At 72.1% G+C, this 25156-nt stretch carries 27 protein-coding genes; 11 read left to right on the top strand and 16 right to left on the bottom strand.

The window, feature by feature from the left end:
- The first annotated feature begins 5 nt into the window (after positions 1-5).
- Positions 6-902 (top strand): geranyl diphosphate 2-C-methyltransferase, encoded by an 897-nt coding sequence (locus OG730_RS03645; protein WP_327302774.1) that lies wholly within the window; start codon positions 6-8, stop codon positions 900-902.
- A gap of 74 nt (positions 903-976) precedes the next feature.
- Here OG730_RS03645 and OG730_RS03640 read toward each other — a convergent pair whose 3' ends face one another.
- The 6 genes from OG730_RS03640 to OG730_RS03615 all read right to left on the bottom strand — a co-directional run bounded on the left by OG730_RS03640 (position 977) and on the right by OG730_RS03615 (position 6375).
- Positions 977-1660, bottom strand: coding sequence for a DsbA family oxidoreductase (locus tag OG730_RS03640; RefSeq protein WP_327309140.1), 684 nt, complete (start codon positions 1658-1660; stop codon positions 977-979).
- Between the two features lie 77 nt (positions 1661-1737).
- Positions 1738-3051, bottom strand: a complete 1314-nt coding sequence (locus OG730_RS03635; RefSeq protein WP_327302773.1) for a methyltransferase domain-containing protein — start codon at positions 3049-3051, stop codon at positions 1738-1740.
- Positions 3048-3905 (bottom strand): iron-containing redox enzyme family protein, encoded by an 858-nt coding sequence (locus tag OG730_RS03630; protein WP_327302772.1) that lies wholly within the window; start codon positions 3903-3905, stop codon positions 3048-3050. The genes OG730_RS03635 and OG730_RS03630 overlap by 4 nt, the downstream gene beginning before the upstream one ends.
- Positions 3899-4678 carry a dihydrodipicolinate synthase family protein gene (locus OG730_RS03625; RefSeq protein ID WP_327302771.1) on the bottom strand — a complete coding sequence of 260 codons (780 nt, stop codon included), beginning with the start codon at positions 4676-4678 and terminating at the stop codon, positions 3899-3901. The genes OG730_RS03630 and OG730_RS03625 overlap by 7 nt, the downstream gene beginning before the upstream one ends.
- A gap of 10 nt (positions 4679-4688) precedes the next feature.
- A complete protein-coding gene (locus tag OG730_RS03620) occupies positions 4689-5201 on the bottom strand; it encodes a DUF6190 family protein (protein ID WP_327302770.1) in 513 nt (170 codons plus the stop codon).
- Positions 5191-6375, bottom strand: a complete 1185-nt coding sequence (locus OG730_RS03615; protein WP_327302769.1) for an aminotransferase class I/II-fold pyridoxal phosphate-dependent enzyme — start codon at positions 6373-6375, stop codon at positions 5191-5193. The genes OG730_RS03620 and OG730_RS03615 overlap by 11 nt, the downstream gene beginning before the upstream one ends.
- Before the next feature lie 378 nt (positions 6376-6753).
- Between OG730_RS03615 and OG730_RS03610 the strand changes: the two genes are divergently transcribed.
- Positions 6754-7341, top strand: coding sequence for a TetR/AcrR family transcriptional regulator (locus tag OG730_RS03610; RefSeq protein WP_327302768.1), 588 nt, complete (start codon positions 6754-6756; stop codon positions 7339-7341).
- 78 nt (positions 7342-7419) lie between these two features.
- On the opposite strand, the gene OG730_RS03605 is transcribed toward OG730_RS03610, so the two are convergent.
- Positions 7420-7998 carry a YceI family protein gene (locus tag OG730_RS03605; RefSeq protein ID WP_250738298.1) on the bottom strand — a complete coding sequence of 193 codons (579 nt, stop codon included), beginning with the start codon at positions 7996-7998 and terminating at the stop codon, positions 7420-7422.
- 35 nt (positions 7999-8033) lie between these two features.
- Positions 8034-8366, bottom strand: coding sequence for a rhodanese-like domain-containing protein (locus OG730_RS03600; protein ID WP_327302767.1), 333 nt, complete (start codon positions 8364-8366; stop codon positions 8034-8036).
- Between the two features lie 93 nt (positions 8367-8459).
- On the opposite strand from OG730_RS03600, the gene OG730_RS03595 reads away from it, so the two are divergent.
- The gene (locus OG730_RS03595) at positions 8460-8915 is read left to right on the top strand and encodes a MarR family winged helix-turn-helix transcriptional regulator (RefSeq protein WP_327302766.1); all 456 of its coding nucleotides are present in this window, start codon (positions 8460-8462) and stop codon (positions 8913-8915) included.
- A gap of 127 nt (positions 8916-9042) precedes the next feature.
- On the opposite strand, the gene OG730_RS03590 is transcribed toward OG730_RS03595, so the two are convergent.
- A complete protein-coding gene (locus OG730_RS03590) occupies positions 9043-9453 on the bottom strand; it encodes a Fur family transcriptional regulator (protein ID WP_327302765.1) in 411 nt (136 codons plus the stop codon).
- 381 nt (positions 9454-9834) lie between these two features.
- Between OG730_RS03590 and katG the strand changes: the two genes are divergently transcribed.
- Positions 9835-12066 carry a catalase/peroxidase HPI gene (gene katG / locus OG730_RS03585; protein WP_327302764.1) on the top strand — a complete coding sequence of 744 codons (2232 nt, stop codon included), beginning with the start codon at positions 9835-9837 and terminating at the stop codon, positions 12064-12066.
- Between the two features lie 55 nt (positions 12067-12121).
- On the opposite strand, the gene OG730_RS03580 is transcribed toward katG, so the two are convergent.
- On the bottom strand, positions 12122-12580 hold the full coding sequence (locus OG730_RS03580; RefSeq protein WP_327302763.1) for a MarR family winged helix-turn-helix transcriptional regulator: 459 nt from the start codon (positions 12578-12580) through the stop codon (positions 12122-12124).
- 80 nt (positions 12581-12660) lie between these two features.
- Here OG730_RS03580 and OG730_RS03575 point away from each other — a divergent pair, with 80 nt between their 5' ends.
- The 3 genes from OG730_RS03575 to OG730_RS03565 all read left to right on the top strand — a co-directional run bounded on the left by OG730_RS03575 (position 12661) and on the right by OG730_RS03565 (position 16123).
- Positions 12661-13560: an alpha/beta hydrolase gene (locus OG730_RS03575; protein ID WP_327302762.1), complete on the top strand. Its 900-nt coding sequence runs from the start codon at positions 12661-12663 to the stop codon at positions 13558-13560.
- A gap of 151 nt (positions 13561-13711) precedes the next feature.
- A complete protein-coding gene (locus OG730_RS03570) occupies positions 13712-14062 on the top strand; it encodes a hypothetical protein (protein ID WP_327302761.1) in 351 nt (116 codons plus the stop codon).
- Positions 14063-14155: 93 nt separating this feature from the next.
- The gene (locus OG730_RS03565) at positions 14156-16123 is read left to right on the top strand and encodes an NAD-binding protein (RefSeq protein WP_327309138.1); all 1968 of its coding nucleotides are present in this window, start codon (positions 14156-14158) and stop codon (positions 16121-16123) included.
- Here the strand turns inward: OG730_RS03565 and OG730_RS03560 are convergent.
- Entirely contained in the window at positions 16102-16635 is a 534-nt protein-coding gene (locus OG730_RS03560) for a hypothetical protein (protein ID WP_327302760.1), read from the bottom strand. The two genes, OG730_RS03565 and OG730_RS03560, sit on opposite strands and share 22 nt — an antisense overlap.
- Positions 16636-16807: 172 nt before the next feature.
- Between OG730_RS03560 and OG730_RS03555 the strand changes: the two genes are divergently transcribed.
- The 3 genes from OG730_RS03555 (at position 16808) to OG730_RS03545 (ending at position 18672) form a co-directional block, all read left to right on the top strand.
- Positions 16808-17323, top strand: coding sequence for a hypothetical protein (locus OG730_RS03555; RefSeq protein ID WP_327302759.1), 516 nt, complete (start codon positions 16808-16810; stop codon positions 17321-17323).
- A gap of 99 nt (positions 17324-17422) precedes the next feature.
- Positions 17423-18460: an urease accessory protein UreH domain-containing protein gene (locus tag OG730_RS03550; protein WP_327302758.1), complete on the top strand. Its 1038-nt coding sequence runs from the start codon at positions 17423-17425 to the stop codon at positions 18458-18460.
- Entirely contained in the window at positions 18457-18672 is a 216-nt protein-coding gene (locus tag OG730_RS03545) for a cation transporter (RefSeq protein ID WP_327302757.1), read from the top strand. The genes OG730_RS03550 and OG730_RS03545 overlap by 4 nt, the downstream gene beginning before the upstream one ends.
- Positions 18673-18693: 21 nt before the next feature.
- On the opposite strand, the gene OG730_RS03540 is transcribed toward OG730_RS03545, so the two are convergent.
- Positions 18694-19695 (bottom strand): Rossmann-fold NAD(P)-binding domain-containing protein, encoded by a 1002-nt coding sequence (locus OG730_RS03540; RefSeq protein ID WP_327302756.1) that lies wholly within the window; start codon positions 19693-19695, stop codon positions 18694-18696.
- A 193-nt stretch (positions 19696-19888) separates the two neighbouring features.
- On the opposite strand from OG730_RS03540, the gene OG730_RS03535 reads away from it, so the two are divergent.
- On the top strand, positions 19889-20503 hold the full coding sequence (locus tag OG730_RS03535) for an RraA family protein (RefSeq protein ID WP_327302755.1): 615 nt from the start codon (positions 19889-19891) through the stop codon (positions 20501-20503).
- Positions 20504-20591: 88 nt separating this feature from the next.
- On the opposite strand, the gene OG730_RS03530 is transcribed toward OG730_RS03535, so the two are convergent.
- The 4 genes from OG730_RS03530 to ureG are packed head-to-tail and all read right to left on the bottom strand — an operon-like array spanning position 20592 to position 25104.
- Positions 20592-22004 (bottom strand): ammonium transporter, encoded by a 1413-nt coding sequence (locus OG730_RS03530; RefSeq protein ID WP_327302754.1) that lies wholly within the window; start codon positions 22002-22004, stop codon positions 20592-20594.
- The gene (locus OG730_RS03525; RefSeq protein WP_327302753.1) at positions 22001-23374 is read right to left on the bottom strand and encodes an ammonium transporter; all 1374 of its coding nucleotides are present in this window, start codon (positions 23372-23374) and stop codon (positions 22001-22003) included. The genes OG730_RS03530 and OG730_RS03525 overlap by 4 nt, the downstream gene beginning before the upstream one ends.
- Positions 23375-23422: 48 nt before the next feature.
- A complete protein-coding gene (locus tag OG730_RS03520) occupies positions 23423-24484 on the bottom strand; it encodes an urease accessory protein UreD (RefSeq protein WP_327302752.1) in 1062 nt (353 codons plus the stop codon).
- Positions 24481-25104 (bottom strand): urease accessory protein UreG, encoded by a 624-nt coding sequence (gene ureG, locus OG730_RS03515; protein WP_327302751.1) that lies wholly within the window; start codon positions 25102-25104, stop codon positions 24481-24483. The genes OG730_RS03520 and ureG overlap by 4 nt, the downstream gene beginning before the upstream one ends.
- Between the last annotated feature and the right edge of the window lie 52 nt (positions 25105-25156).

The following is a 25156-nucleotide window of genomic DNA, read 5'->3' as shown; positions in this document are numbered from 1 at the left end:
TCTTAGTGACCAGCATCGACCTGACCACCACCTCCAACGGCACCGCCCCGGCCCCCGTGGTCATTCCGGGTCCGGCGACCCCCTACCAGGGGGACATCGCCCGCTACTGGAACAACGAGGCCAGGCCCGTGAACCTGCGCCTCGGCGACGTGGACGGCCTGTACCACCACCACTACGGCATCGGCGACGTGGACCACGCCGCCCTCGGTGACGCCGACGACGGCGCGTACGAGAAGAAGCTGGTCGCCGAGCTCCACCGGCTGGAGTCGGCGCAAGCCGAACTCCTCCTGGACCACCTGGGTCCCATCGGCCGCGAGGACACGCTCGTGGACGCCGGCTGCGGCCGCGGCGGCTCGATGGTGATGGCCCACCAGCGCTTCGGAGCCAAGGTCGAGGGCGTCACCCTCTCCGCGAAGCAGGCGGACTTCGCCAACCAGCGCGCCCGTGAACTCGGCATCGAGGACCACGTGCGGGCCCGTGTCTGCAACATGCTCGGCACGCCCTTCGAGACCGGGCAGGCCGCGGGGTCCTGGAACAACGAGTCGAGCATGTACGTCGACCTGGACGACCTCTTCGCCGAGCACTCCCGCGTCCTGAAGGTCGGCGGCCGGTACGTGACCATCACCGGCTGCTGGAACCCGCGGTACGGCCAGCCCTCGAAGTGGGTCTCCCAGATCAACGCCCACTTCGAGTGCAACATCCACTCCCGCCGGGAGTACCTGCGCTCCATGGCGGACAACCGCCTCGTGCCGCAGGCGGTCATCGACCTGACTCCGGCGACCCTGCCCTACTGGGAGCTGCGGGCCACGTCCTCGCTGGTCACCGGCATCGAGGAGGCGTTCATCGAGTCCTACAAGGACGGCTCCTTCCAGTACCTCCTGATCGCGGCCGACCGCGTCTGACGGAGCCGCCGGCGCCTGACGACACCGCCCGGGTCCGGGCCCGCCCCCCGGCGGGCCCGGACCCGGGCGCGGCCTCAGAGGAGCCGCGCGGCGTGCGCGAGGAGTTCCGCGTACACCTCCGGGCGGTCCCGGTCGATCACAGGGAAGCCCTCGCCGAAGTCGCCGTTCACCCAGTGCGCCTCGATGCCGGGGTTGGCCATGTCGGTGCCGTCGTGGAGGAACACGTGCGGGCTGCAGTTGACCCGGCCCTCGCGCGCCGACTCGTACTGGGCCGTCACGGCGGCCCGCGCCGAGCCCGTGTCCAGGGCGTGCGCGAGCCCGTCCACCTCGACGGCGCCCGTCCCGGCGGCCACGTCCAGGATGACGTGGCGCATCGAGATGCAGCGGCCCTCCGCCCAGAAGGCCCGGCGCAGCGCGCGGTCGAGCCGCTCGCTGGCCTCCATGGACTGGGACTTGGCCGCGTGCACCGCTTCGAGCGCGGGCAGGGTGGTGACCGGGTAGGTCCAGTCGGGCCCCTGCCACAGCCGCCAGCCGGCCTCCGGTTCGAGCGCGCCGAGCACCGAGATCTCGGAGTCGACGCCGGGGCGGGCGTTGACCTCCCGGTTGAACAGCTCCAGGGGGAAGGCCCGGAAGTCGAACCAGATCCGCCCCTCGAGACCCAGTTCGCGCCGGGTCTCGTGCAGCCGGTGCACGGCCACGTGGGCGAAGGAGCAGTTCAGATCGGTGTAGACGCTGATCGTGTCGGGCGTCGCGGGCAGCCGCGGGTCGGTGAGCGTGCTGCCCGTCGTGCCGGTCGTGGTCGCCGCGGTCGCTGCCGTAGCTGTGGTCGTCGTGGTCACGGGATCGATCCTTCCTGGTCGGGCCGGGTGCTGTGCGCGAACCGGGCCACGGTGACGTCCCCGGAGACGACCGCGCCCTCCCAGGCGTAGACCTGCCCGAAGGATCCGGATCCGCTGTCGGCCGGGTGCCGCCTGGAGAGGGTGAGCGCGATCCGGTCGCCCGGCCGCACCGGCACGGCGTCCCGCACCGGCAGGTAGGCGTGCTTCCAGCTGTCCGAGGTCGTACGGGCCCGCGGATCCTGCGCCGCCACCTCGTCGCCGGAGATGTCCAGGGCCACCGTGTCCGAGAGGGTGGCCACGAAGTAGCCCTTGAAGCCGGTGAACAGCCCCGCCCGCTGGACGGTGTACACGAGCGGAACCTCGTACGAGGTCTCGTGCGCGCCGTGCGTCCCCTCGAAGGCGTACCGGCGCACGAGCCGCGGCGCCGAGAGCTGGCCGCCGACGGGGATGATCGCGTCGTAGTAGAGGTCGAAGGCGTCCCGTGCCCCGCGCCCCTTCAGCAGCTCGGCGAACTCGGCCGGACCCCCGGCGTCCTGCGGCGATCCGTCGCGCACCGCCGTGTGCGCCGCCTCCGCGGCGACCGGTACGAGATAGCTCTCCACGGCCACCGGAAGCATCGCGCCGCCCGGCCGCAGGAAGCGGCGGCGGGCGTCGTCGAGGATCGCGACGCAGTTCTCGTTGTCGGCGAGGTTGCCCATGATCTCGGAGATGATCAGGTCCACCCGCTCGGGCAGCTCGATGTCGAAGGAGAACCCGCGCAGCGGATGGAAGCGGTCCCCGAACCCGGCTTCGGTGAGCCGCCGCGTCGCGGTCCGGAGGATCTTCTCGTTGAGGTCGATGCCGTAGACCCGGGCCGCTCCCGCCTCCAGCGCCCACTGGGCCAGGATGCCGGTACCGGTCCCCAGGTCCAGGACGGTGGCGCCCGGTCGCACGGCCTCGGTGATCGCCGCCTTGTACGCGGCCATGCGCAGCCGGTCGCCCAGCATCAGGTCGTGGAAGCCGTCGTCCCATTCGAGGAGCCGCTCGGAGGCGGGCAGCCAGACCTCCTGCTGCTCGTACAACTGCCCGAGCACGCCCGTGTGGTGCACCGCCAGCGGCTCCGCCGACGGGCTGGCCACCGGGCAGCCGGTGGCGAGGTCGAAGCCGGTGCCGTGCAGCGGGCACGTGATGCGCAGGGTGCGGGCGTTGACCTGACCGTGGACGAGCCGGCCGAGCCGGTGCGTACAGGCGGCGTCGATCACGAACTCCCGGCCCGCGACCCGGACCCGCACCCGGTCGCCCGGCAGTTCTTCCAGCACGGCGTCGCTCATGCCACCTCCCGCGCGCGCTCGACGGCGGCGTCGAAGGCGCCCCCGATCAGCCCGGACAGCAGCCGCGCCCCGATCCAGAGCTTCGTCGCGTCGAGACCGCGCGCCGCTTCGTACTCCTTGATCGCGGTCTGCATCTCGCGCATGTGGAAGGTGTCGATGTGCAGGTGCTCGGTGTAGTACCTGCCCCGCGCGATCCCGAGCCGGGCGCAGGCGCGCGCCTGCACCCGGAAGGCGTCGGGGATGCTCGCCTCCAGGTAGGCGAGCGCGCCGAGGAAGTACTCGACGTCCGCGGCGCGCTGGGTGAGCCAGTAGAAGACGTTGAGGAACGCGTACGTCTCGTCGCCGGTGGTGTCGAGGAAGCTCTCCAGCTCCTGGGGGAGCCCCAGTTCGGCGAGCAGGTCGAGGTAGAGCTTGGAGTGGGTCTGCTGGAGGTTTCCGCAGCCGAACTCGTCGATGAGCACCCGTATCACGGCCATCTGCGCCCGGACCGGCAGCCGGGGTACCGCCGGGAAGAAGTTCTGCGCCTCGGTGAGTCCGTCGAGCGCGAACTCCCGCACCACGTGCGCGAACTGCGCCCGGGTGGCCTTCTCGGCGAGATAGCTTCCGGCCGGGCTGCCCTCGCGTTCCAGGGCCAGCAGTCCGTCCAGGCGCTCCTTCCACTCGGCGCGGCCGGCGAGCGGCGGCGTGCGGTCGGCGAGGTCCTCGACGAGGGGCTCGATCCAGGCGGCCTCCAGCTCCTCGATCCGGGCCAGGACGGTGGACGTCTGGAGGGCGCGGTTGTGGAGGAACAGCCGCTTGTGCGGGCTGTCGGGGCTGTCAGGGCTGTTGGCGGGCTTCGGTGTCACGTTCAGCACGGGACCTCCCGGTCGGTCTCGATCACGGCGCGCCGCAGCAGTTCGGTCTTCAGCGAGCGGTACCAGTCGTCCCGGTCCAGTCCGTACCGTGCGTACGCGGCGTGCAGCTGCGCCGCCCGGTCCGCGCCGCGGTCGGTCAACAGGGCCTTGCAGAGCTCGGGTTCGACATTGGCCAGCGCGACGACGCAGCCTGCGACGGGCCCGGACTCCAGCAGCAGGTGTTCGAGACCTTGGACCACGGGCACGCCCGGGCCGGCGGCGATCAGCGCGCGGGTGAACTCGGGTTCCCCGGCGGAGTCCTTGACCCCGGCCACCCCCGGCAGCGCGCAGACGCGCAGCAGGGTGGAGAGTTCGAGGGTGTTCCCGGAGACGGCCGACTCGTGGTAGACGATCACGGGAAGTCCGGCCGCGGCCACGGCCTCGAAGTGGCGGAGCATCTCCTCCTGGGTCACGTCCGCCCCGTACGGGGTGGTGACCACGACCGCGGCGGCGCCGAGCCCGCCCGCGCCGCGGGCCAGGTCCAGGGCCCCGGCCGTGGTGGGCCGCAGGATGCCGGCGAGAACGGGCAGCCCGTCGGCGTACCGGACGGCGGCGGTCAGCGTGTCCCGCCACTGACGGTCCGACAGGGAGCCCCCCTCGCCGGTGCTCAACGCCGGCAACAGGGCGTCCGCGTAAGGCCGTACGGTCGCGATCAGGCGGGCCATGCTCTTCTCGTCGATCTCGCCCGCCGCGTCGACCGGGGTGACGAGCGCGGTGGTCATTCCGGTGATCATCGGTCCTCCGTCACAGGGCTTGGGCGGGCACGCGCAGGGCGAGGGACTGCTGGTAGAGGCTCTCCAGCGGCTCGGGGAAGCGGGCTTCCGGTCCGTCGGCGTCGGCCACGGCGCGCAGCGCGAACCCGGTCGTGGCCGCGAGGCGCGGGCTGGCCGTATGCAGCAGCCCACCCCGGCCCTCGACCATGCCGAGGAGCAGCCGCTCGTGCACCGGCAGGGACCGGGGCAGCTCCGCGCCGGTGGCGCGCAGGACGTCGGCCTCCTCGTAGCCGAGCCGCCGGATGTCCATCACGGTGTGCAGGTTGTCCATGAACGGGTAGTAGGCGTCCTGGAGTTCGCGGGAGAAGCCCCAGATGACGTCGTCGCAGCGGCCCACCTGCTCCAGGCTCATGACGATCCGGCCGTCGAGCCGCTCCACGAAGAAGGCCTTGCAGGCGCGGCGTACGTCCTCGTCCTCGCCGTTCATGCCGAGGAAGAGCGCGGCGTCGGCGTACTCCTCACGGACGTGCGTGTCAGACGGCATGGCGGTCGAGCACCTCGCGCATCCGGGCCATGGCGTCGGAGAACACCTGCGGGTCGCGGGCGAGGGCGAACCGGACGAAGGCCTCGCCGCGGTCGGGCTGGCTCCAGTAGAAGAACCGGCCGGGCAGGACGTACACCTCGGCCTCGGCCAGGAGCCGTTGCAGTTCGGTCGCGGTCAGCTCCGGGTGGTTGATGCGCGCCCAGGCGACGCTCACTCCGGCGACGGGCTCCTGGTACTCCAGGATCGTGCCGTCGATGGCCTTGCGTATCGCCTCGCGGTTCTGGGTGAGCACCTCGCGGACGGAGCCGAGCTGGTCGCGGGTGGAGTCCCGGACGTACTGGGTCAGCATGGTGAGCACGAAGGGGGAGACGTTGAGCAGCACGCTGGTGTGCAGGTTGTAGACGTCCTCGCGGATGTCGTCGCTGGCCGTGATCATGGCCGCCTTGGCGTCCTGGACGGGCCAGGTCTTGCCCGTGTCCTCGATGGCCAGGTAGGAGATGCCGGAGCTTTCGAGGAGCTCGTAGACGTCGAAGCGGGCGAGCTTCTCGTCGTAGAGCGTGAACGAGGCGAAGCAGAAGTCGATGACCAGCAGCTTGTTGTGGTCCTTGCAGAAGCGGACCACCTCTTCGAAGCCCTTGCGGCCGTGCTGGAGCAGCGTGAAGCCGGTGGGGTTGTTCGGGTCGACGAGGAACAGGGCGTCGGTGCGGACCAGGCGCTTGAGCTCGGAGTAGATGCGGTCCGGGTCGTGGAGCGCCGACTCCTCGATCGGGTACATCGGCACGCCCATGTTGTTCAGCACGTCGTAGAGGTTGTCGAAACAGGGCTCGACCAGCGTGACCGACTTGCGCTGCCGCTTGAGGTACATGCCGGCGACCATCGTCGAGATCGAAGCGGCGTAGGACAGCAGGGTCTTGTTCTTGGCCAGGGCGGTGTCCTGGCGGTGCAGGGTGAAGAAGGCCTCGATGAAGCGCTCCTCGGCCGTCGCCTGCAGGCCGCGCTCCGCCTCGTACCAGAGCTCGGGCAGCCGGGCGACGATCTCGCGCTGGCTGTCCGACTGCTGCTGGTGGGTGTGGGCGTCGGCGAGGTTGAACCTGGTGCGCAGCGCCTGGATCTCGTGCTGGGTCAGGTCGAGGAGCTGATGGTCCGGGCCGGTCGGGCTGGGGTGCGTGGTCATGCTTCCTCCGGTCGGGGGCGGGCGTGCCAGGGGGAGTGGTGCGCGCTCGGCTGTGCTCGCTGTGGGCGGGATCAGCTGCCGCTCGGGCTGACGGAACTCTCCCGTGGGCGGCCGGCTCCTGAAGGGAACGCAGTGCGGCGGCCCTTGAGCTGTGTCATGGTGGTCCCCCGTAAGCGGACTGCGGTCCGTTTCGGCAACGACCCTGACACATGGTGTTCACGCGGGCAAGCAAACAAACGGCGAAGAACGGCAGTTGGGGGTTAGGTGTGGTCGCTGCCCACCAGGCGCGCGCGATGTCCGAGATGGGTACACTCGCGACGACCGACGGACCTACGACGTCACGGACGAAGACACAGCATGACCAGAGGGTCACCTGAAGTGACCGAACTCATCCGGAAGCCGGTCCGCGAGCGGGCGGACGCGGCGCGAAATCGTGACCGCATCCTGGCGGTCGCCGCCGAACTCTTCGGCGAGCACGGCGTCGAGAACGTGTCCCTCGACGCCATCGCGGCGCGCGCGGGCGTGGGCAAGGGAACGCTGTTCCGCCGGTTCGGGAGCAAGTCCGGGCTCGCCGTGGCCCTGCTCGACGCCCAGGAGAGCGAACTCCAGGGCAGGATGCTGTTCGGGCCGCCGCCCCTGGGCCCCGGAGCCGACGCGAGCACGCGGATCACCGCCTTCTTCGACACGTACCTGGACCTGCTCGACACGAACCTGGAGCTGGTGCGGCTCTCGGAGACCACCGCGCCCGGGGTCCGGTACCAGATCGGCTCCTACTGCCTGTGGCAGCGCCACCTGTCCGTCCTGCTGGCCGAGGCGCGGCCGGAGCTGGACGCCCAGGGCACCTCGCACCTGCTGCTCGCCATGGTCGACGCGGACCTCCAACAGGCGCTGCGCAGAAGCGATTTCACCCCCGGGCGGATCCGGGGCGCGCTCGGCGAGATGGTGCGGCGGGTCCTGGAGGCCTGAGCGGGACGGAGGTTCGGGCAGAGGTGGTCCCGGCACGGCGGAGGCCGTACCGGGACCGGCGGGTCGACGTGCGGGACGTCAGACCTCCCTGACCGCCTCGATCTCCAGCGAGAGCTCGATCTCCTTGGAGACCAGGAACCCGCCGGTTTCCAGGGCCATGTTCCAGGTCAGGCCCCAGTCCTCGCGGTTGATCTTGCCGCGCGCCGAGAAGACCGTGCGGTCGTTGCCCCACGGGTCCTTGGCGTGACCCAGGTAGTCGACGTCGAGCTCCACGCGGCGGGTGAACCCCTTGATCGTGAGATCGCCGGCGAGCGTGCCGCTCGTACCGTTCCAGCTCACCGACGTCGAGGTGAAGGTCGCCTGGGGGTGCTCGGCCACGTCGAAGAACTCGGCGGACCGCAGGTGGTCGTCCCGGGCCGTGTCCCCGCTGTTGACGCTGGCCATGTCGATCACCGCGGTGACCTTGCTGTCCTCGGGCCGCTCGCCGATGTAGACGGTGGCGTCGACGCCGGTGAACCGGCCGCGCACCTTCGTGAGCATGAAGTGCCGGCCGAGGAAGCCGACCTCGGCGTGCCCCGGGTCGACCTTCCAGTCGCCCACGGCCGGGAGCTCGACCCCGTCCACGGTGCGGGTCGGGGATGTCGCGCTACTGGTCATCGTCCGTTCCTCCTGCTCGGGTGTGGGCGTGGTGCTCAGACGCCGGACTCGGTCGGGAGCCCGCCCCCGATCCAGTCCTCCTTGCCGTCCTTGTAGGTGAAGACCTTCGAGTAGCCGAGCTCCGCGAGGCGCTCGGCCGCGATCCCCGAGTTGGAGCAGGTCGTGCCGGTGCAGTAGACGATGACCTCGGCGTCCTTGTCGGGCAGCAGGCCGGGGGCCAGCTGGTCGACGTCGTCGACGGGGAGGAGCAGCGCCCCCGGCAGGTGCGCCTCCTTGTAGTACTGCTCGGGCAGCGCCTCGACGACCGCGGCCTTGCCGCTGTCGAGCTTCTGCTTGACCTCGTCACGGGAGAGGTTCTGAACCGCCATGTGCCAGCCTCCGAAAATCAAGGATCAATAAGTGCGTACGCACGCACCTTAACAAGTATGTGCGGGCGCACGCAATGGGAGTAGGATCGCGGTGTGACCAAACGGGATGATCGACTCGAGGCGTGGCGGGCGATGCTCCTCGCGCACAACACCGCCGTACGCGCCATCGAGGGCGACGTGCAGCGCGACGGCCGGATCCCCTTGACGTGGTACGACGTACTGCTCGAGCTCAAAGCGGCGGGGGAGCACGGGCTGCGCATGCAGGAGGTGGCCAACCGGGTGGTGCTCAGCCGCACCCGGGTCAGCCGTCTGATCGACGAGATGGTGCGCGCGGGCCTCGTGGACAAGCTGCCCGACCCGCACGACAAGCGGTCCTCCTGGGCCGTGATCACCCCGGCGGGGGCCGAGGCCCACCGGGCGACGGCCCCGGTCTACATGCGCAGCATCCAGAAGCACTTCTCCGCGCACCTCACCGACGAGGACGCCGCGGTGATCGCGCGGGCGCTGTTCAAGGTCGCCCAGCCGGACTCCGGCATCCAGCTGGGCTGACGCCCGGCCGCGTGCCGCGCCCCGCCGTGCCGGGCGGAGCGGGCGTCCACCTCGTGCGCCGTGCGCGGATGCCCGTACGGGCGAAATCGGCCGGGCCCGCCGCATCGCGCGGCGGGCCCGGCCCGTGTCATGCGCAGGAGGCGCAGAGTCCCCGGTAGGTGACCTCGACCCCGGACACCGTGAAGCCGAACCGCTCCGCGGCCGGGAGGCCGGCCAGCGGGTCTCCGATGGGGTGGACGTCCCGGATCAGGCCGCAGCCGGAACACACCAGGTGCTGGTGCGGGTGGTGCGCGTTGGGGTCGTACCGTTTGGCCCGGCCGTCGGTGGTGACCTCCATGACCTCGCCGAGGGAGACCAGCTCGCCCAGGGCGTTGTAGACGGTGGCCCGGGAGATCTCGGGCAGCCGTTCCACGGCGCGGGCGTGCACCTCGTCGGCCGTGAGGTGTACGTGGTCGCCATCGAGCACCTCCGCGACCACGCGTCGCTGGGAGGTCATCCGCCAGCCGCGCTCGCGCAGCCGCTCCAGCAGGTCACTCATAGAGGCTCACCACTTTCACTTTCGGAGGGGACGGGTTCGGCAGGGCGGTTCGGCGGTTCGCCGGGGCGGTTCGACGGGACGGCCCGGCGGGGACGTCCCGGAACTTACCGCCTGCGGTCCGGGATCCGACGCGATTCGGGGTTGGTGTCGTTCTTGACTTGGATTGCGTCCATCGTAGGATCGGACGCGTTGACAGCCAAGGGACAGGAACGGTCCGGAGCAGCGTGAGACTGGACGTGAGACCGTCCGCGACGGTGACCGCCCCGGCGTCAGGACGACCGTGAAACCGGGGCCCGTCACCGGGTTCCCGTGCCCCAGAAATGTTCCATTACATGCAGTTCCTGATCACCGTGACCCCCGGTCCGGTCCGGAAGGATTCCCATGTCTGAGAACCATGACGCAATCGTCACCGATGCGAAGGCGGAGGGCGGCGGTGGCTGCCCGGTCGCGCACGAGCGGGCCCCGCACCCGACCCAGGGCGGCGGAAACCGCCAGTGGTGGCCGGATCGGCTGAACCTGAAGATCCTCGCCAAGAACCCCGCCGTGGCCAACCCCCTCGGCGAGGGGTTCGACTACGCCGCGGCCTTCGGCACGCTCGACCTCCCGGCGGTCAAGCGGGACATCGCCGAGGTGCTGACCACCTCGAAGGACTGGTGGCCCGCGGACTTCGGCCACTACGGCCCGTTCATGATCCGCATGGCGTGGCACAGCGCCGGCACCTACCGGATCAGCGACGGCCGCGGCGGCGCCGGAGCCGGTCAGCAGCGGTTCGCCCCCCTCAACAGCTGGCCGGACAACGGCAACCTCGACAAGGCGCGCCGGCTGCTGTGGCCGGTCAAGAAGAAGTACGGCCAGAGCCTCTCCTGGGCCGACCTCATGATCCTCACCGGCAACGTCGCCCTGGAGACGATGGGCTTCGAGACCTTCGGCTTCGCCGGCGGCCGCGCCGACGTCTGGGAGCCGGACGAGGACGTCTACTGGGGCCCCGAGACCACCTGGCTCGACGACGAGCGCTACACCGGCGACCGCGAGCTGGAGAACCCCCTCGGCGCCGTCCAGATGGGCCTCATCTACGTCAACCCGGAGGGCCCCAACGGCACCCCGGACCCGCTCGCCGCGGCCCGCGACATCCGCGAGACCTTCCGCCGGATGGCGATGAACGACGAGGAGACCGTCGCCCTGATCGCGGGCGGCCACACCTTCGGCAAGACCCACGGCGCGGGCCCGGCGGAGAGCGTCGGCGACGACCCCGAGGCCGCCCCGATCGAGGCGCAGGGCCTGGGCTGGGCCAACTCCTTCGGCACCGGCAAGGGCGGCGACGCCATCACCAGCGGTCTCGAGGGGATCTGGACGAACACCCCGATCACCTGGGACAACACCTTCTTCGACATCCTCTTCGGCTACGAGTGGGAGCTCTTCAAGAGCCCCGCCGGCGCCCACCAGTGGCGACCGAAGGGCGGCGCGGGGGCGGGCACCGTACCCGACGCGCACGACCCGTCGAAGACCCACGCCCCGACGATGCTCACGACCGACCTGTCGCTGCGCGTCGACCCGGCCTACGAGCAGATCTCGCGGCGCTTCCACGAGAACCCGGCCGAGTTCGCGGACGCCTTCGCGCGCGCCTGGTACAAGCTGACCCACCGCGACATGGGCCCGATCGTCCGCTACCTCGGACCCGAGGTCCCCTCCGAGGTCCTGCTGTGGCAGGACCCGCTTCCCGCGGTGACCCACTCCCTCGTCGACGACGCGGACGTCGCCGCCCTCAAGGCCAAGGTCCTCGCCTCGGACCTGACGGTGCCCCAGCTCGTCTCCACCGCCTGGGCGGCGGCCTCCTCCTTCCGCGGCAGCGACAAGCGCGGCGGCGCCAACGGCGCGCGCATCCGCCTCCAGCCGCAGAGCGGCTGGGAGGTGAACAACCCCGACGAGCTGGGAGGCGTACTGCGCACCCTGGAGGGCATCCGGGGCTCCTTCAACTCGGCGCAGACCGGGGGCAAGGAGGTCTCGCTGGCCGACCTGATCGTCCTCGCGGGCGGCGCGGGCGTCGAGCAGGCCGCCAAGGACGCCGGTGTCGAGATCCGGGTGCCGTTCGCGCCGGGACGCGTGGACGCCTCGCAGGAGCAAACCGACGTGGAGTCGTTCGCCGCGCTGGAGCCGCTGGCCGACGGGTTCCGCAACTACCTCGGGAAGGGCAGCCGGCTGCCGGCCGAGTACCTGCTGCTCGACAAGGCGAACCTGCTGAACCTCAGTGCCCCCGAGATGACCGTCCTGGTGGGCGGCCTGCGGGTGCTCGGGGCGAACCACCAGCAGTCGTCTCTCGGCGTCCTGACCGCGACCCCCGGGTCCCTCACCAACGACTTCTTCGTCAACCTGCTCGACCTGGGGACGACCTGGAAGCCGACCTCCGAGGACGCGAACGCCTTCGAGGCCCGTGACGACGCCTCGGGCAAGGTCAAGTGGACCGGCAGCCGGGCCGACCTGGTCTTCGGCTCGAACTCCGAGCTGCGCGCGCTCGCGGAGGTCTACGCGAGCGACGACGCGAAGGAGAAGTTCGTCAAGGACTTCGTCGCCGCCTGGGACAAGGTCATGAACCTGGACCGGTTCGACCTCGTCTGATCCCGGCATCCGGCCCGGGCCGGCCGCGCACCCCGCGGCCGGCCCGGGCCGTTTCCTATGCCTCGCCGGCGGGCGTGCCCGCCGAGGCGTCCTGCAGCGTGCCGCGCAGCAGGGCGAGGGTGGCGGCGAACCCCTCCAGCGAGCCGGCCGTCAGCGGCCCGGTGAGCCAGGAACGCAGGCCGTCCTCGAACGTGGGCGTGGCGGCGGCCAGCCGTTCGCGGCCTTCGGGGGTCAGCTCCAGCAGGGACGAGCGGCGGTTGGCGGGATGGGGCCGCCGGACCACCCAGCCGAGGGCCTCCAGCCGGTCCACCCCCTTGCTGGTCGCCCCGACGGTGATGGCGGCCTCCTCGGCCAGGTCGTTGACCCGGCAGCCCTCCCGGCCGTCGATGATGCGCAGGAACTCGAACTGCCCCATCGTCACGCCGTGCTCCGCGCGCAGCCGTTCGCCCAGCGCGTTGTAGAGCCTGGTCTCGTAGCGGACGAGGTCCATGAACACCTGCGTCGGGTCGGTCATGCCTTGCTCCAGATTCTCGAGAATGATATTCCTAGGAATATAGTTCCTGGTGAAGAACATCGCTTCCTCCGGAGGATCCCATGAGCAAGGCACAGCGCACGGCCATCGACGCCCTGATGCGGCAGGCCCCCTTCGACGGCAGCCTCCCGCCGGAGCGGCTGCGCAAGGACTTCGAGGCCCAGATGACCGCGGGCCCGGCTCCGGCCGGGGTGGTCGTCACGCCCTCCGTCCTCGGCGGGCTTCCCGCCCTGACCGTCGAGCCCGAGGGCGGCGCCGCCGCCGGGACGATCCTCTACTTCCACGGCGGGGCCTGGGTCGCCGGCTCGCCCGACACCGCCCTGCGGCTCACCGCCGCACTGGTGCGCCGGACCGGGGTCCGCGCCGTCTCGGTGGACTACCGGCTCGCCCCGGAGCACCCCTTCCCCGCGGCCGTCGAGGACGGTCTCGCCGCCTACCGCGACCTGCTGGACCGGGGCGCCCCGGCCGAGGGGATCGTCCTGGCCGGGGACTCCGCCGGCGGCGGTCTGGCCGTCACCACCCTGCTGGCCGCCCGCGAGGCCGGACTGCCGATGCCGGCCGCCGCGGTCGCCTTCTCGCCGGGCCTGGACGCCACCCTCTCGGGCGAGTCCATGACCACCAAGCACGACGCCGACCCGCTCTTCACCCGCGCGGAACTGGCCGTCGTCTTCGGCCACTACCTGGCCGGACAGGACCCCGCGCAGCCGCTGCTGAGCCCGGCCCTGCACGCCGACCTGACCGGGCTGCCCCCGCTGCTCCTCCAGGCCGGTGCCAACGAGGTCCTGCTGGACGACTCCACCCGGTTCGCCGTCCGGGCGGCAGCGGCCGGGGTCGGCGTCCAGCTCGACGTCACCGCCGACGTCCCCCACGTCTTCCAGACCTTCGAGGGCATGCTGGACGAGGCCGACGCGGCCCTGGACCGCGCCGCACGTTTCGTCACCGACGCGCTGGCCCGCACCTGAGCCGTTCATCATGGAACCGTTCGCCATGGAACCGGGCACCCGGGCGAGCGCGCCGCGTTCACCCGGACGGCCGAGCAGCGGGAGCCGTGCGCGGCGCGCCGGGGCAGTCTGTGCGTAGGACCGCCATCACCGCACAGACGAGGACCGCGCCATGTCCCACAGCAGGCGTATCAGCATCATCGCGGGAACGGCAGCGCTGCTGCTGACGGCCACCGCCTGCTCGGGCCTGGGCCGGAGCACCGTCGGGATGCTCGAATTCCGCGGCCACGACTCGCCGGTCGAGGTGAGCTACAGCAACACCTCGGTCAAGGGCTGCCACCGGATCGCCCTGCCGAAGGGGGCGACGCACGTGGAGAACAACACCCTCGTGGACGTGGTCCTGTACCAGACGGAAGACTGCCGCAAGCTCGACCCGCGCGACGGCACCTACGTGGCCACGACCCTCTCGAACGTCACCGCCCCCGAGGCCCTGCCCTGGCGCAGCTTCACCGTCATCCACTGACGGACCGGCGCCGGGCCGCGGCGGCCGACACGGCATGCTGGGGAGGTGTCCTCACCTTCCGCGCATCCCCAACCGACCGAATCCGCCGACCTGATGGTCGTGTGCGGGGACGACGGGCTCGCCCACCGGCTGGCCGCCGAACTCCGCGAGGTGTACGAGGAGCGGGTGACGCTGGTCGTGCCGGCCGCTCGCGAGGTGCGCCCCGGAGCGGTCCCCGGGCAGGACCGGACCCGCGCCCGGGTCGGGGCCGGGCGTGCGCTGCTGGGGCGGTTCCCGGCCGCGCGGATCCGTACGGCCGCCGGGGACCGGGCCGGCGCGGGGGAAGCGGCCGTACCCGAACTGCGCGTTCTGGAGGCGCCGGCCCCCGACGAAGAGGCCCTGGCCGCCGCCGGGGTCGCCCGGGCGGCCGCGCTGGCCCTCGTCTACGAGGACGACGAGACCAACGTACGGGCCGCCCTCGTGGCCCGCCGGCTGAACCCCAGGCTGCGGCTCGTCATCCGCCTCTACAACCGCAAACTCGGCCAGCACCTCGAGGAGTTGCTCGACCAGGCCGCGCTCGTCGCGGAACCAGGCATCGACCTGCGCGCGCTGGACTCCGCCACGACCGTGCTCTCCGACGCCGATACGGCCGCCCCCGCACTCGCCGCCTCCGCCGTGGCGGGCACCAGCAAGGTGATCCAGGCCGACGGTCTGCTCCTGCGCGCGGTCGAACGCACGCCCCCCGGCCGCGGCGAGGTCGCCGACCCGGGCCTGTGCACCCTGGCCCTGCTGTCCGCCACCTCCGTCGATCCGGCCGGCGCGGACGGATCGGAGATCGGCGGGGACCGGGGACCCCAACTGCTCCCGGACGACCGGTCCGTGGCCGCCGCCACCGGGCGCGGGATCGTCGCGCTCGAAGCGGTCTCCCACGCGACGCCCGCGCCGGACGGCCGACGGCTCAACCAGGTCTCCCTGCCGGTCGGTTCGCTCTTCTCCCGCAGGCTCCGCTGGTCGCTCGCCGGGATCACGGCCGCCGTCGGCGCCCTCGCCGTGGCCTCCTCCCTGGTCACGGGGGACGCCCCGCTGCACGCCGTCTACCTGACCCTGCTCGACGTCTTCGCGATCAACGACCCCGCGCTAGACCAGCCGCCCGAACGCCAACTCCTGCAGATCCTGGCCGGGTTCGTGGGGCTGCTCCTGCTGCCCATCCTGGTCGCGGCGGCCCTCGAAGCCCTGGGCGCCTTCCGCACCGCGACGGCCCTGCGCAGGCCGCCGCGCGGACTCTCCGGCCACGTCGTGCTGCTCGGCCTCGGCAAGGTCGGTACCCGGGTGCTCGCGCGGCTGCGGGAGCTGGGGATCCCCGTGGTGTGCGTGGAGTCCGACCCCCTGGCCCGCGGAATCGCCCTCGCGCGCCGGCTGCACGTGCCCGTGGTGGTCGGCGACGTCACCGACGAGGGGGTCCTGGAGGCCGCCCGGATCCACCGCGCCCACGCCCTGCTGGCGGTGACCAGCTCGGACACCACCAACCTGGAGGCCGCGCTCTACGCCCGCTCGGTGAAGCCCGACGTACGGGTGGTGATGCGCCTGTACGACAACGAGTTCGCCACCGCGGTCTACCGCACCCTGCGCGAAGCCCACCCGGCGGCCCTCACCCGGAGCCGCAGCGTCTCCCATCTGGCCGCGCCCGCGTTCGCCGGGGCGATGATGGGCCGCCGGGTGCTCGGCGCCATCCCGGTGGAGCGCAGGGTGCTCGTGTTCGCGGCGCTGGAGGTGGCCGGCCATCCGCTGCTGGAGGGCCGCACCATCGAGGAATCGTTCCGGCCCGGTTCCTGGCGGGTGATCGCCCTGGACTCCGCGGCCCCGGCCAACCGCCGCCCCGACCTCGGGACGCAGCCGGGCTACGACGATGCCCGCAAGCCCGCCCTGGTGTGGGCCCTGCGCCCGGGCTACGTCCTGCGGCCGCAGGACCGGGTGGTCATTGCCGCCACCCGGCGCGGCCTGGCGGAACTGCTCGGCCGCGCGCAGGCCCGTACGGCCGGCGCCGCGGACACCGGAGGGGGTCAGGCGGGCTCGTCCGGCTGAGCCCGGTACCCCTGGTGTTCCTGGTGCCCCTGGTACTGCCGGTCCGCCTGATCGGGCTGATCGGTCTGGTCCGTCGGCGCCGGCGGCCCGGACGGGACGGGGTCGGTGCGCAGGAGGACGTGGTGCGAGCCGTGCCCGGCGGCGTCGACGTGCACCACGTGGTGGCCCACCCGCACGGTCTGGGTGCCCGCGGCGAACCAGCAGCCCGTGGGGCCCTGGGCGTACGGCAGGGGGGACCACACCTCCAGGAAGGTGCTGCCGTCGGGGTTGGTGCCCATTTCGACCAGGCGGTTGCCGTCGGGACGCAGGACTCCGACGTCGTGGCCGGGGGCGCCCACGTGGTGGTGGAAGGTGACCCGGCGGCCGTCGTACGAGGTGGTTCCGGCGAACCCTCGGCTGTCCGCGTAGAGGGTGTCGGTCTGGAGCCATACGACGTGCTCGGTTTCCCGGAGCGGGCCGCCGTCCCGGCTGATCCCGGTCCGCAGCCAGGCGCCGTGGAGGGGCGCATCCATGGCGGGGGCCTCAGGCCCGGTCGCCGTGAACGCCGGTGGACTTCACCCGCGCGGTGGTGGAGGTCTCCATGGCCACACAGTAACGGCGGAGCGGCCGGCGCGACGGGTGTCGGACGGGTTTGCGCCGCCCCGGTTCGGGAGGGCGCCGGGCGGCTGTCGTAGCATCGCGGACATGCAGCCCATACGCCCCCTTCGCCGCGCCTCGGCCGTCGTCGCGGGCGTCGTGGCGGTGCTGCTGCTCGTGTGCGGCGGGCTGTTCACGCACCCCGCGTTCGCGGGGCACGCGGCGGGCGCGCGGTCGGCCGGGACGGCCCGGACGGCCGGTATCGCCGGGATGCCCGCGATGGTGGGGATGTCCGCGATGGCAGAGCCGCCCGCCATGGACGCCATGGACGGGCCGCCCGCGATGGCCGGGATGCACGCCATCGACCGGGGCCCGGAGAGCGCCGCCGCGGGCACGGCCGAGGGCTCGGGGAGCGAGGGGGGCTGTTCCGCCTCGGGGCAGGACTGCCCGCTGGCCTCGGCGTACGCGCCCACCGTGCCGGCGGGTCCCGCGGGAGATCTCGCGGGTTCGGCCATATGGGGGACGCAGTCCGTGGTTCCCGGTCACCCGGGCCCCGCACCGTCCCCGGAACGCTCCCGCCCGAGAGCGCCCGATCTCGACTCCCTCTGCGTCAGCCGGACCTGACCGGTCCCGCACCCGTACCCGCCCGTGCACCGGGCGACCGGGGTGCTTCGCCGTGTCCTGATCCACTGCCGCACTCGATGTACAGGGAGTCCGTTCCCCATGGCTTCGTCCACCGCGTTGTTCGTCACCGGTGTCACCACCGGTCTGTTCGCCGGCGGCGCCTCCTGCGCCGCCGTTCAGGGAGGTCTGCTCGCCGGGGCCGTCGGCCGCCGGTCCACGGAGCGGTCTGAGGAGAGGTGGCGGCGCAGCGGCCTCTTCGCCCCCGTCGGGGCCTTCCTCGGCGCCAAGCTCCTGTCCCACACCCTCCTCGGCGCCGCCCTCGGCCTGATCGGAGCCGCGGTCCAGCCCGGCCCCCGCACCCGGGCCGTGCTGATGCTGTGTGCGGGCGTGCTGATGCTCCTGTTCGCCCTCGACATGTTCGGGGTGCGCGCGGTACGCCGCTTCGTGCCGCGCACACCCGCCTCCTGGGGCCGGCGGGTCCGCCGCTCGGCCCGGAGCACGGCCGTCACCACCCCGGCCGTACTCGGCTTCCTGACCGTGCTGATCCCCTGCGGGGTGACCCTGAGCGTCGAACTCCTCGCCGTCACCTCCGGCGGCCCGCTCGCGGGAGCGGCCGTCATGGCCGGCTTCGTCCTGGGGACCGGCCCGCTCTTCGCCGCCCTCGGCTTCTTCCTGCGCTCCGCGGCCCGGCTGTGGCAGGGGCGGCTGACCCTGGCGACCGCCGCCGTCGTGCTGCTCGTCGCGGTGTGGACCCTGGGCGGCGGGCTTCGGCTCGGCGGCTGGTGGCCCACCGCGGCCCCGGCGGCGGTCGCCGCCGAGGTGGCGCCCGAGACGGTGGTGCTCCACCCGGACGGCACCCAGACCGTGACCATCCGGGCCCGTACGAACGCCTACGCCCCGGCCGCCGTCACGGCGAAGGCCGGAGTCCCCACCACCCTGGTCGTCGCCACGCGGGGGACGGGCGGCTGTGTCCGCGCGTTCGTCATCCCCGACCTGGGCATCCAGAAGATCCTCCCCACGACCGGGACCACCGGCATCGACCTGGGCGCCCGGCGGCCGGGGACGCTGGAGTACAGCTGCGGCATGGGCATGTACGGCGGCCGGATCACCTTCGAGAGCCGGGAGGCCACCTCGTGAAGGAACGCATGGAGTTCACCGTGACCGGCATGCACTGCAACAGCTGCGGCCTGCTGATCGACGACGAGGTGGAGGAGCTGGCGGGAGTCGCCGCCAGCGCGACGAGCCCGCGGACGGGCCGCACCGTCGTCGACACGGACGGGCCCGTCGATCCGGCCGCCGTCATCGCGGCGATCGCCGCCGCGGGATACCGGGCGGAACGCGCGCGGTAGCCCGAACGGGCCCCAGCCGGCCTATGCCCCGGCCCCGGCCGCGAGGTCGTCGAGCAGTTCGCGTTCGCGGCCGGGGCCGAGGCCCGCGCGCCTGGTCCGGTCCAGGCCCCGAGCGCGCTCCCAGCGCAGGGTGTCGGCCAGCAGCTCGGCGCGCGGGCGCTGGCGCAGGCCCGCCGCGCGCGCCGCCGCCCCGCTCCGTGCCGCCCAGCCTTCCCAGCCCTTCTCGACCACCCACATCGGCAGCGAACCGGGGCCCATGTACTCGGCCACGCCGTGGGCGAGCAGCCACTCGGAGCCGGCGCGGACCACCGGACCGGTGTGGCCTCCGGCCGCGCGGGACAGTTCGATCCACCGCGCGAAGGGAACCACGGGGCCGACCGCGTCGTAGGTGCCGGTGGTTCCCTTCGCCGCGCAGTCCAGGAGCCAGCCGGCGAGGTCCCGTACGTCGACGGCCTGGGTGGCGAGGTCCGGTTCGTCGGGGACCAGCATCGGCCCCACCGGATCGGCGGCGGCGCGGGCCGCCCAGTAGCCGGAGCGGTCGCTGTGATCGCCCGGGCCGCCGATCAGGCCGGCGCGGGCGATCAGGAGCCGGTCGCCGACGCCGGCCGCGGAGGCCTGCTCGCAGGCGACCTTGGCCTCGCCGTACACCGGGCGGTCGGCCTCGTCGGTGTCGACCGGGGCCAGCAGGGCCGCGGACTCGTCGGCGTCCAGGGCCGCGTGGGAGGCGTAGGCACTGATTGAGGAGACGTAGGTCCAGTGCGCTGCCCGGTCCGCGAGCGCGGCCAGCGCCCCGCGTACGAAACCGGGCTGCCAGGACACCTCGACGACCGCGTCCCACGCGCGGTCCAGGAGGGGTTCGTACGCCGAAGGGGCGCGCCGGTCGGCCACCACGAGCCTGGCCCCGTCCGCGACGGAGCCGCTCTCGCCGCGTGCCAGGCAGGTCACTTGGTGACCGCGTTCGATCGCCTGCAGGGACAACTCCCGGCCCAGCCATGCCGTTCCGCCCAGAATGAGGATCTCCATGGTGCCACCCAAGCACCGCCCGCGCCGGATGCCGAGGCCGGTTCGCCGACAGCGCAGGGCCTGCGCCCCCGCTGTCCCGGCCGCCGCCCGTCCCCGGGGCCCGTTCGCGCCCTCCCGGGGTGGGGTGACCTACGATCTTGCTGCGCCGGGCGGCCCGCCGCACGGGCGGCCGGTACCGAGAGCAAGGACTGACATGCCAAACGGATTCAAGGGCGTCCCGCCCACCACCCTCGCCGACTTCCTGGGCCGCGAGCAGGTCATGGACATCGGCATCCGCCCGCTGTGGGACGCGCCGCGCGTCGCGGGACCGGCGTACACGGTGCGGTGCGAGCCCGGGGACAACCTGATGCTCCACGCGGCCATCTACCGCGCCGAGCCCGGCTCGGTCATCGTCGTGGAATCGGGCGACCTGGACTACGCGCTCGCCGGCGGCAACGTGTGCGCCGTCGCCCAGCGCCGGGGCATCGCCGCGTTCGTGCTCGACGGGCTCCTGCGCGACCTCGCGGAGGTGCGCGAAGCGGGCTTCCCGGTCTTCGCCCGCGGTGTCATCCCCATCCCGGGCGGCAAGAAGAAGCTCGGCTCCCTCGGCGAGGCCGTGCGGGTCGGCGGAGTGACCGTCCGCCCCGGTGACATCGTGGTCGCCGACGAAGAGGGCGTCGTGGTCACCCCGGCCGCCCGGCAGGACGAGATCCTGCGGGCCGCCCTGGACAAGCTGGCCAAGGAGGCGGGGGAGTCCCTGGACGCCTGGGAGGAGCAGCACCGCGCGCGCATCGAGAAGGCGCTCGGCGGCCTCGGCTTCACCGGCTGACCGCACGTGCGCCGGGCCCCCGCGGGCGGCGTGACTCGGCCCCGGCCGCGTCGCGCGACCGGGGCCGGGGCCCTGTGTGCGGCCCTGCTCAGCCGCGGTCGCCGCCGTCCTGCCGGTCGCCGCCGCCCTGCGGGGCGGTCAGCAGGACCTCGCGCAGACGGGCGACCAGGGCGGAGGCGCTCTCCGGCTCCTCGCCGCCCCCCTCGGCGCGGGAGTCGCCGGTCGACAGCTCCTCCAGGTTGTCGGAGAGCGCGTCGGCGTAGGCCTGCTCCTTCTCCACCATTCCGCCGGGCTGGCGCAGCCCGATGGTGACCTCGATGGCCTTGCCGATCAGCGCGGTCATCACGAACGAGAACAGGCCGAGCACCACCGTGGCGGTGAGCTGCTTGCTCAGCAGGTCCCAGGAGCCGCCGTAGAACAGGCCCTTGTGGCCGGTCAGGGTCCCGGTCGCGCAGAGGCCGGCCATGACCATGCCGACGATGCCGCCCCAGCCGTGGATGCCCACCACGTCCAGGGTGTCGTCCACGCCCAGCCGGTACTTCCAGCTGATCGCGAACGCGCAGGTCAGTCCGGCGAGGAAGCCGATGACGGTGGCCCAGACCGGGCTCACCCCGCCGGCCAGCGGGGTCATGGCGACCAGTCCCGTGACGGCGCCCATGCACATGTCGAGCAGGCCGACCTGCCGGGTGCGCCACCAGCTGGTCACCGCCCAGCCGGCCATCGCGGCGCCCGCCGCGAGCTGGCTGTTGAGGAAGGCCATCGCCGCGCCGCCCGGGGTCTCCAGGGAGGAACCGGTGTTGAAGCCGAACCAGCCGAACCACATGAGCGAGAGCCCGATGACCACGAGCGGCAGGTTGTGCGGCCGGATGCCCTGGCGGTCGAAGTCCGCCCGCTTGCCCGCGACGATGGCGAGGGCGAGTCCGGCGGCCCCCGAGCCGATCTCCACGACGGTGCCGCCGGAGAAGTCGACGGCGCCCAGCTGCTTGGCGACCCAGCCGGCCGGGTCGAACACCCAGTGGGCCATGGGGATGTAGACCAGCAGGGTCCACGCGATGACGAAGACGATCCAGCCGCCCATCTTCGCGCGGCCCGCGATGGAACCGGCGATCAGGGCCACGGTGACCACCGCGAAGGACAGGTGGAACACCACGAAGGTGACCGTGGGCACCGAGCCGGTCAGCGAATCGACATCGATCCCGCGCAGGAAGGCGTTGTCGAGCGTGCCGATGACCCCGAGCCCGCCGGCATCGGGGCCGAAGGCCAGCGAGTAGCCGATCGCGAACCAGAGGACGGTGACGATCACCATGCAGAAGAAGATCATCTTCAGCATGGCGACGATCTGGCCGGTGCGGACCATGCCGCCGTAGAAGAAGGCCACTCCGGGAGCCATCAGCAGCACCAGGGCCGTGGCCATCATCAGCCAGGCCGCGTTGCCGGAGTCGGCGACGGCGGGTGCGGCGGAGACCGTGGAGACGGTCGCGGCAATCGTGTGCGCGGTCACTTGTCACGCTCTCGTCGGTCCAGCACGGATACGATTTCGGAGAGCAGCGCGGCGTCCTGCTGCTCCGCCCCGTCCTTGGCGGCTCCCACCGCGGCGGGCTCGCGCGGCGAGGCCGCGGCTCCGCCGATCCGGTCGCGGATCTCGTCCAGGGTCGCGTTGTCGTAGGCGACCTCCTCTTCCCGGCCGGGTACGTTCTCGTACTCCTCCGAGGCGCGGAAGCCCACGGCCTTGTCGATCACCTTGGCGATGAGCCAGGTCATCACGAAGGCGAAGGACCCCACCGCCAGGACGCCGACGGCCTGACGCCAGAGCTGGTCCAGGCCGCCCCCGTAGAAGAGGCCCTTCTTCCCGCTCATCGCGGCCGTCGCGAAGAAGCCGATGGAGAGGACGCCGACGATGCCGCCCCAGCCGTGCACGCCGACCACGTCGAGGGTGTCGTCGACACCGATCTTGAACTTCATGTTGATGGCGAAGCAGCAGACCACACCGGCGGTGAACCCGATGATCAGAGCGCCGAGCGGGGAGACCTCGCCACAGGCCGGGGTGATGGCCACCATGCCGGCGACCGCCGCCGAGGCCACGCCCAGCATCTCCACATGGCCCAGGCGCCACTTCTCGATGATCGGCCAGCCGATCATCGCGCCCGCGGCGGCCAGTTGGGTGTTGAGGAAGGTGGTCGGTGCGCTGCCCTCGACCTGGAGCGCGGAGCCCGCGTTGAAACCGAACCAGCCGAACCACAGCAGCGCCAGACCGATCACGACCAGGGGCAGGTTGTGCGGGCGGATCGTCTCGCGCTCGAAGTCCTTGCGCTTGCGCAGCACGATGGCCACCGCGAGCCCGGAGGCGCCCGAGCTGAGCTCGACCGGCAGACCGCCGGCGTAGTCGAGCGCGCCCAGGGACTTGTTGATCCAGCCGTCGGAGGCGAACACCCAGTGCGCGGTGGGCACGTAGACCAGCATGGTCCAGGCGACGACGAAGACCAGCCACCCCTTCATGGTGGCGCGGCCCGCGATCGAGCCGCTGATCAGCGCCACCGTGATGATCGCGAAGGACATCTGGAAGCAGGCGAAGATCACGGTGGGGATGGATCCGTGCAGGGAGTCCATTCCGATGCCGCGGAAGAAGGCGTAGTCGAGATTGCCGATCATGCCGCCGCCGGAGTCCTTGCCGAAGGCGAGGGAGTAACCGACCGCGACCCACAGGATGGTCACCAGCGACAGGCAGGCGAAGCTCATCTTGAGCATCACCAGCACGTGCTTGGTCTGGACCATGCCCCCGTAGAAGAAGGCGAGGCCGGGGGTCATCAGCAGCACCATGGCGGTGCTCGCCATCATCCAGGCGGTATTACCCGTATCGTAGCCACTGGGCATCTGGTGGAGCTCTCTCTGGTCGTGAACAGGCGGGAGGGGGCGGGGAGTTCAGGTCTTGCGCAGGTCCGGGGCGGGTACGCCGATCAGCCTGCGCCGCACCGCGTCCCAGGCGGCCCCGAGCGCCCGGGTCACGGGCTCGGTGTGCTCCCCGAGCACCCGCACCCAGGCCCCGCAGTCCTGCGGCAGCACGCTGACCCCGTACGCGAGCCCGCGGCCGGCCAGGGTCGCGTGCAGCAGGTCGGCGAGTTCGCGGGCGGGGGCGAGCGGGCTGACCGCGAAGAAGCAGGCCATCACCGAATGGCCGGCCAGCACGGCGGGCCCGTCGATGGAGGTGGAGCCGGAGAACGAGCCGGAGCCGGAGCCGGAGCGGCCGGCGGACCCCGCGGCCCCGCCCGGCTCCAGTCGCACGGTGTCCAGTGCGACCAACTCACCGCTCGGCCGCCGAAGTTCGAAGTCGGAGGCGAAGACCTGGTAGGCGTTGCGCTCCCCGCGCGCGAGCCGGCCGGACAGGACGGTCTCGCTCACCAGGACGGTGGCCGTGGGGTCGGCGGTGATCACCGTGCGCTGGTAGAAGCGGGAGTCGACGTAGGGGATGACCGGGTCCGGCAGGTATTCCACGTACGCGTCCGGGCCGGCGGTCAGCAGGGTCTGGGCGACGGCGTAGTCGTGCTCCATCCGGTAGACCTTGGTGGCCGCCTGGGTGGTGACGTGCGCCGAGGTGCCGGGGCCGAACGACAGGTCGGTGCGCAGCCGGTCGGCCTGGATGACCCCGCCGCCCGTGGACATCAGGAAGGTGATGGGCAGATCAGGGCGGTACGGGTCGAAGTAGAGCGGGCGCATGATCTGGAGCGGGGACTTCTGGTAGTGCCGCACCAGCTCGGTGCGGTCGCCGACCCGCTCGAAGGCCAGCTCCAGCAGGCCGACCTTGCCGGGGCGCCCGACACCGAGGGTGTCGGGCACCGAGGAGTGCCGCAGGACCTCCGGTGGGACGCGCGGTGGTTCGTAGTGCGCGGCCTCCAGGCGCGCCGGCGGCAGGAGACCGCGGGGCGGAGTGTGGGGCGGGTCCGCCACCCGGTCCGCCACCGGGTCCGCCTCCGCCACCACGTTCACGCTGGTACCCGGCGGAAGGACTCGATGAAGTTGGCCACGTCCTCCAGGCCCTGCCCGGTCAGGCAGTTGGTCAGGACCACGGGGCGGCCCTCGCGCACGCGGTGCGCGTCGGACTCCATGACGCCGATGTCGCAGCGGACGTACTGGGCGATGTCGATCTTGTTGATCACGAGCAGGTCGGACTCGGTGATGCCCGGACCGCGCTTGCGGGGCATCTTCTCGCCCTCGGCGGTGTCCAGGACGAAGAGGAAGAGGTCGACCAGGACCGGGCTGAAGGTGAGGGTGAGGTTGTCGCCGCCCGACTCGTAGAGCAGGGTGTCGACATCGGGGAACCGCTCCAGCATCTCCGCGCCCGCGGCCAGGTTCATCGTCGGGTCGTCGCGCACGGCGGTGTGCGGGCAGGCGCCGGTCTCCACGCCCACGACGCGCTCGGGGTCGAGCACCCCGGCCAGGGTGCGGCGGACCTGGCGGGCGTCCTCCTGGGTGTAGATGTCGTTCGTGATCACGGCGGGCCGGTGGCCCCGCGCGATGAGCACGGGTACCAGCGCCTCGATCAGCGCCGTCTTGCCGGAGCCGACGGGGCCGCCGACGCCGACGCGCAGGACGTTGTCCTCGGTCATCAAAGTCACACACCTCAAGTAAAGACAGCTTGATGAAAGGAAGGGGGACAGC

Source organism: Streptomyces sp. NBC_01298 (assembly GCF_035978755.1).
Classification (GTDB): Bacteria; Actinomycetota; Actinomycetes; order Streptomycetales; family Streptomycetaceae; genus Streptomyces.
The sequence above is the reverse complement of the archived record's forward strand: the minus strand, read 5'-3'. Positions and strand labels throughout refer to the sequence as shown.

What these genes read in the sequence shown, in the direction of transcription:
- OG730_RS03540 (WP_327302756.1), bottom strand. Translation starts at nt 19,695, where the DNA reads ATGGAGATCCTCATTCTGGGCGGAACGGCATGGCTGGGCCGGGAGTTG.
- katG (WP_327302764.1), top strand. Translation starts at nt 9,835, where the DNA reads ATGTCTGAGAACCATGACGCAATCGTCACCGATGCGAAGGCGGAGGGC.
- ureG (WP_327302751.1), bottom strand. Translation starts at nt 25,104, where the DNA reads ATGACCGAGGACAACGTCCTGCGCGTCGGCGTCGGCGGCCCCGTCGGC.
- OG730_RS03600 (WP_327302767.1), bottom strand. Translation starts at nt 8,366, where the DNA reads ATGGCGGTTCAGAACCTCTCCCGTGACGAGGTCAAGCAGAAGCTCGAC.
- OG730_RS03605 (WP_250738298.1), bottom strand. Translation starts at nt 7,998, where the DNA reads ATGACCAGTAGCGCGACATCCCCGACCCGCACCGTGGACGGGGTCGAG.
- OG730_RS03565 (WP_327309138.1), top strand. Translation starts at nt 14,156, where the DNA reads ATGGTCGTGTGCGGGGACGACGGGCTCGCCCACCGGCTGGCCGCCGAA.
- OG730_RS03535 (WP_327302755.1), top strand. Translation starts at nt 19,889, where the DNA reads ATGCCAAACGGATTCAAGGGCGTCCCGCCCACCACCCTCGCCGACTTC.
- OG730_RS03625 (WP_327302771.1), bottom strand. Translation starts at nt 4,678, where the DNA reads ATGATCACCGGAATGACCACCGCGCTCGTCACCCCGGTCGACGCGGCG.
- OG730_RS03590 (WP_327302765.1), bottom strand. Translation starts at nt 9,453, where the DNA reads ATGAGTGACCTGCTGGAGCGGCTGCGCGAGCGCGGCTGGCGGATGACC.
- OG730_RS03525 (WP_327302753.1), bottom strand. Translation starts at nt 23,374, where the DNA reads ATGCCCAGTGGCTACGATACGGGTAATACCGCCTGGATGATGGCGAGC.
- OG730_RS03550 (WP_327302758.1), top strand. Translation starts at nt 17,423, where the DNA reads ATGGCTTCGTCCACCGCGTTGTTCGTCACCGGTGTCACCACCGGTCTG.
- OG730_RS03635 (WP_327302773.1), bottom strand. Translation starts at nt 3,051, where the DNA reads ATGAGCGACGCCGTGCTGGAAGAACTGCCGGGCGACCGGGTGCGGGTC.
- OG730_RS03555 (WP_327302759.1), top strand. Translation starts at nt 16,808, where the DNA reads ATGCAGCCCATACGCCCCCTTCGCCGCGCCTCGGCCGTCGTCGCGGGC.
- OG730_RS03570 (WP_327302761.1), top strand. Translation starts at nt 13,712, where the DNA reads ATGTCCCACAGCAGGCGTATCAGCATCATCGCGGGAACGGCAGCGCTG.
- OG730_RS03620 (WP_327302770.1), bottom strand. Translation starts at nt 5,201, where the DNA reads ATGCCGTCTGACACGCACGTCCGTGAGGAGTACGCCGACGCCGCGCTC.
- OG730_RS03580 (WP_327302763.1), bottom strand. Translation starts at nt 12,580, where the DNA reads ATGACCGACCCGACGCAGGTGTTCATGGACCTCGTCCGCTACGAGACC.
- OG730_RS03615 (WP_327302769.1), bottom strand. Translation starts at nt 6,375, where the DNA reads ATGACCACGCACCCCAGCCCGACCGGCCCGGACCATCAGCTCCTCGAC.
- OG730_RS03575 (WP_327302762.1), top strand. Translation starts at nt 12,661, where the DNA reads ATGAGCAAGGCACAGCGCACGGCCATCGACGCCCTGATGCGGCAGGCC.
- OG730_RS03560 (WP_327302760.1), bottom strand. Translation starts at nt 16,635, where the DNA reads ATGGATGCGCCCCTCCACGGCGCCTGGCTGCGGACCGGGATCAGCCGG.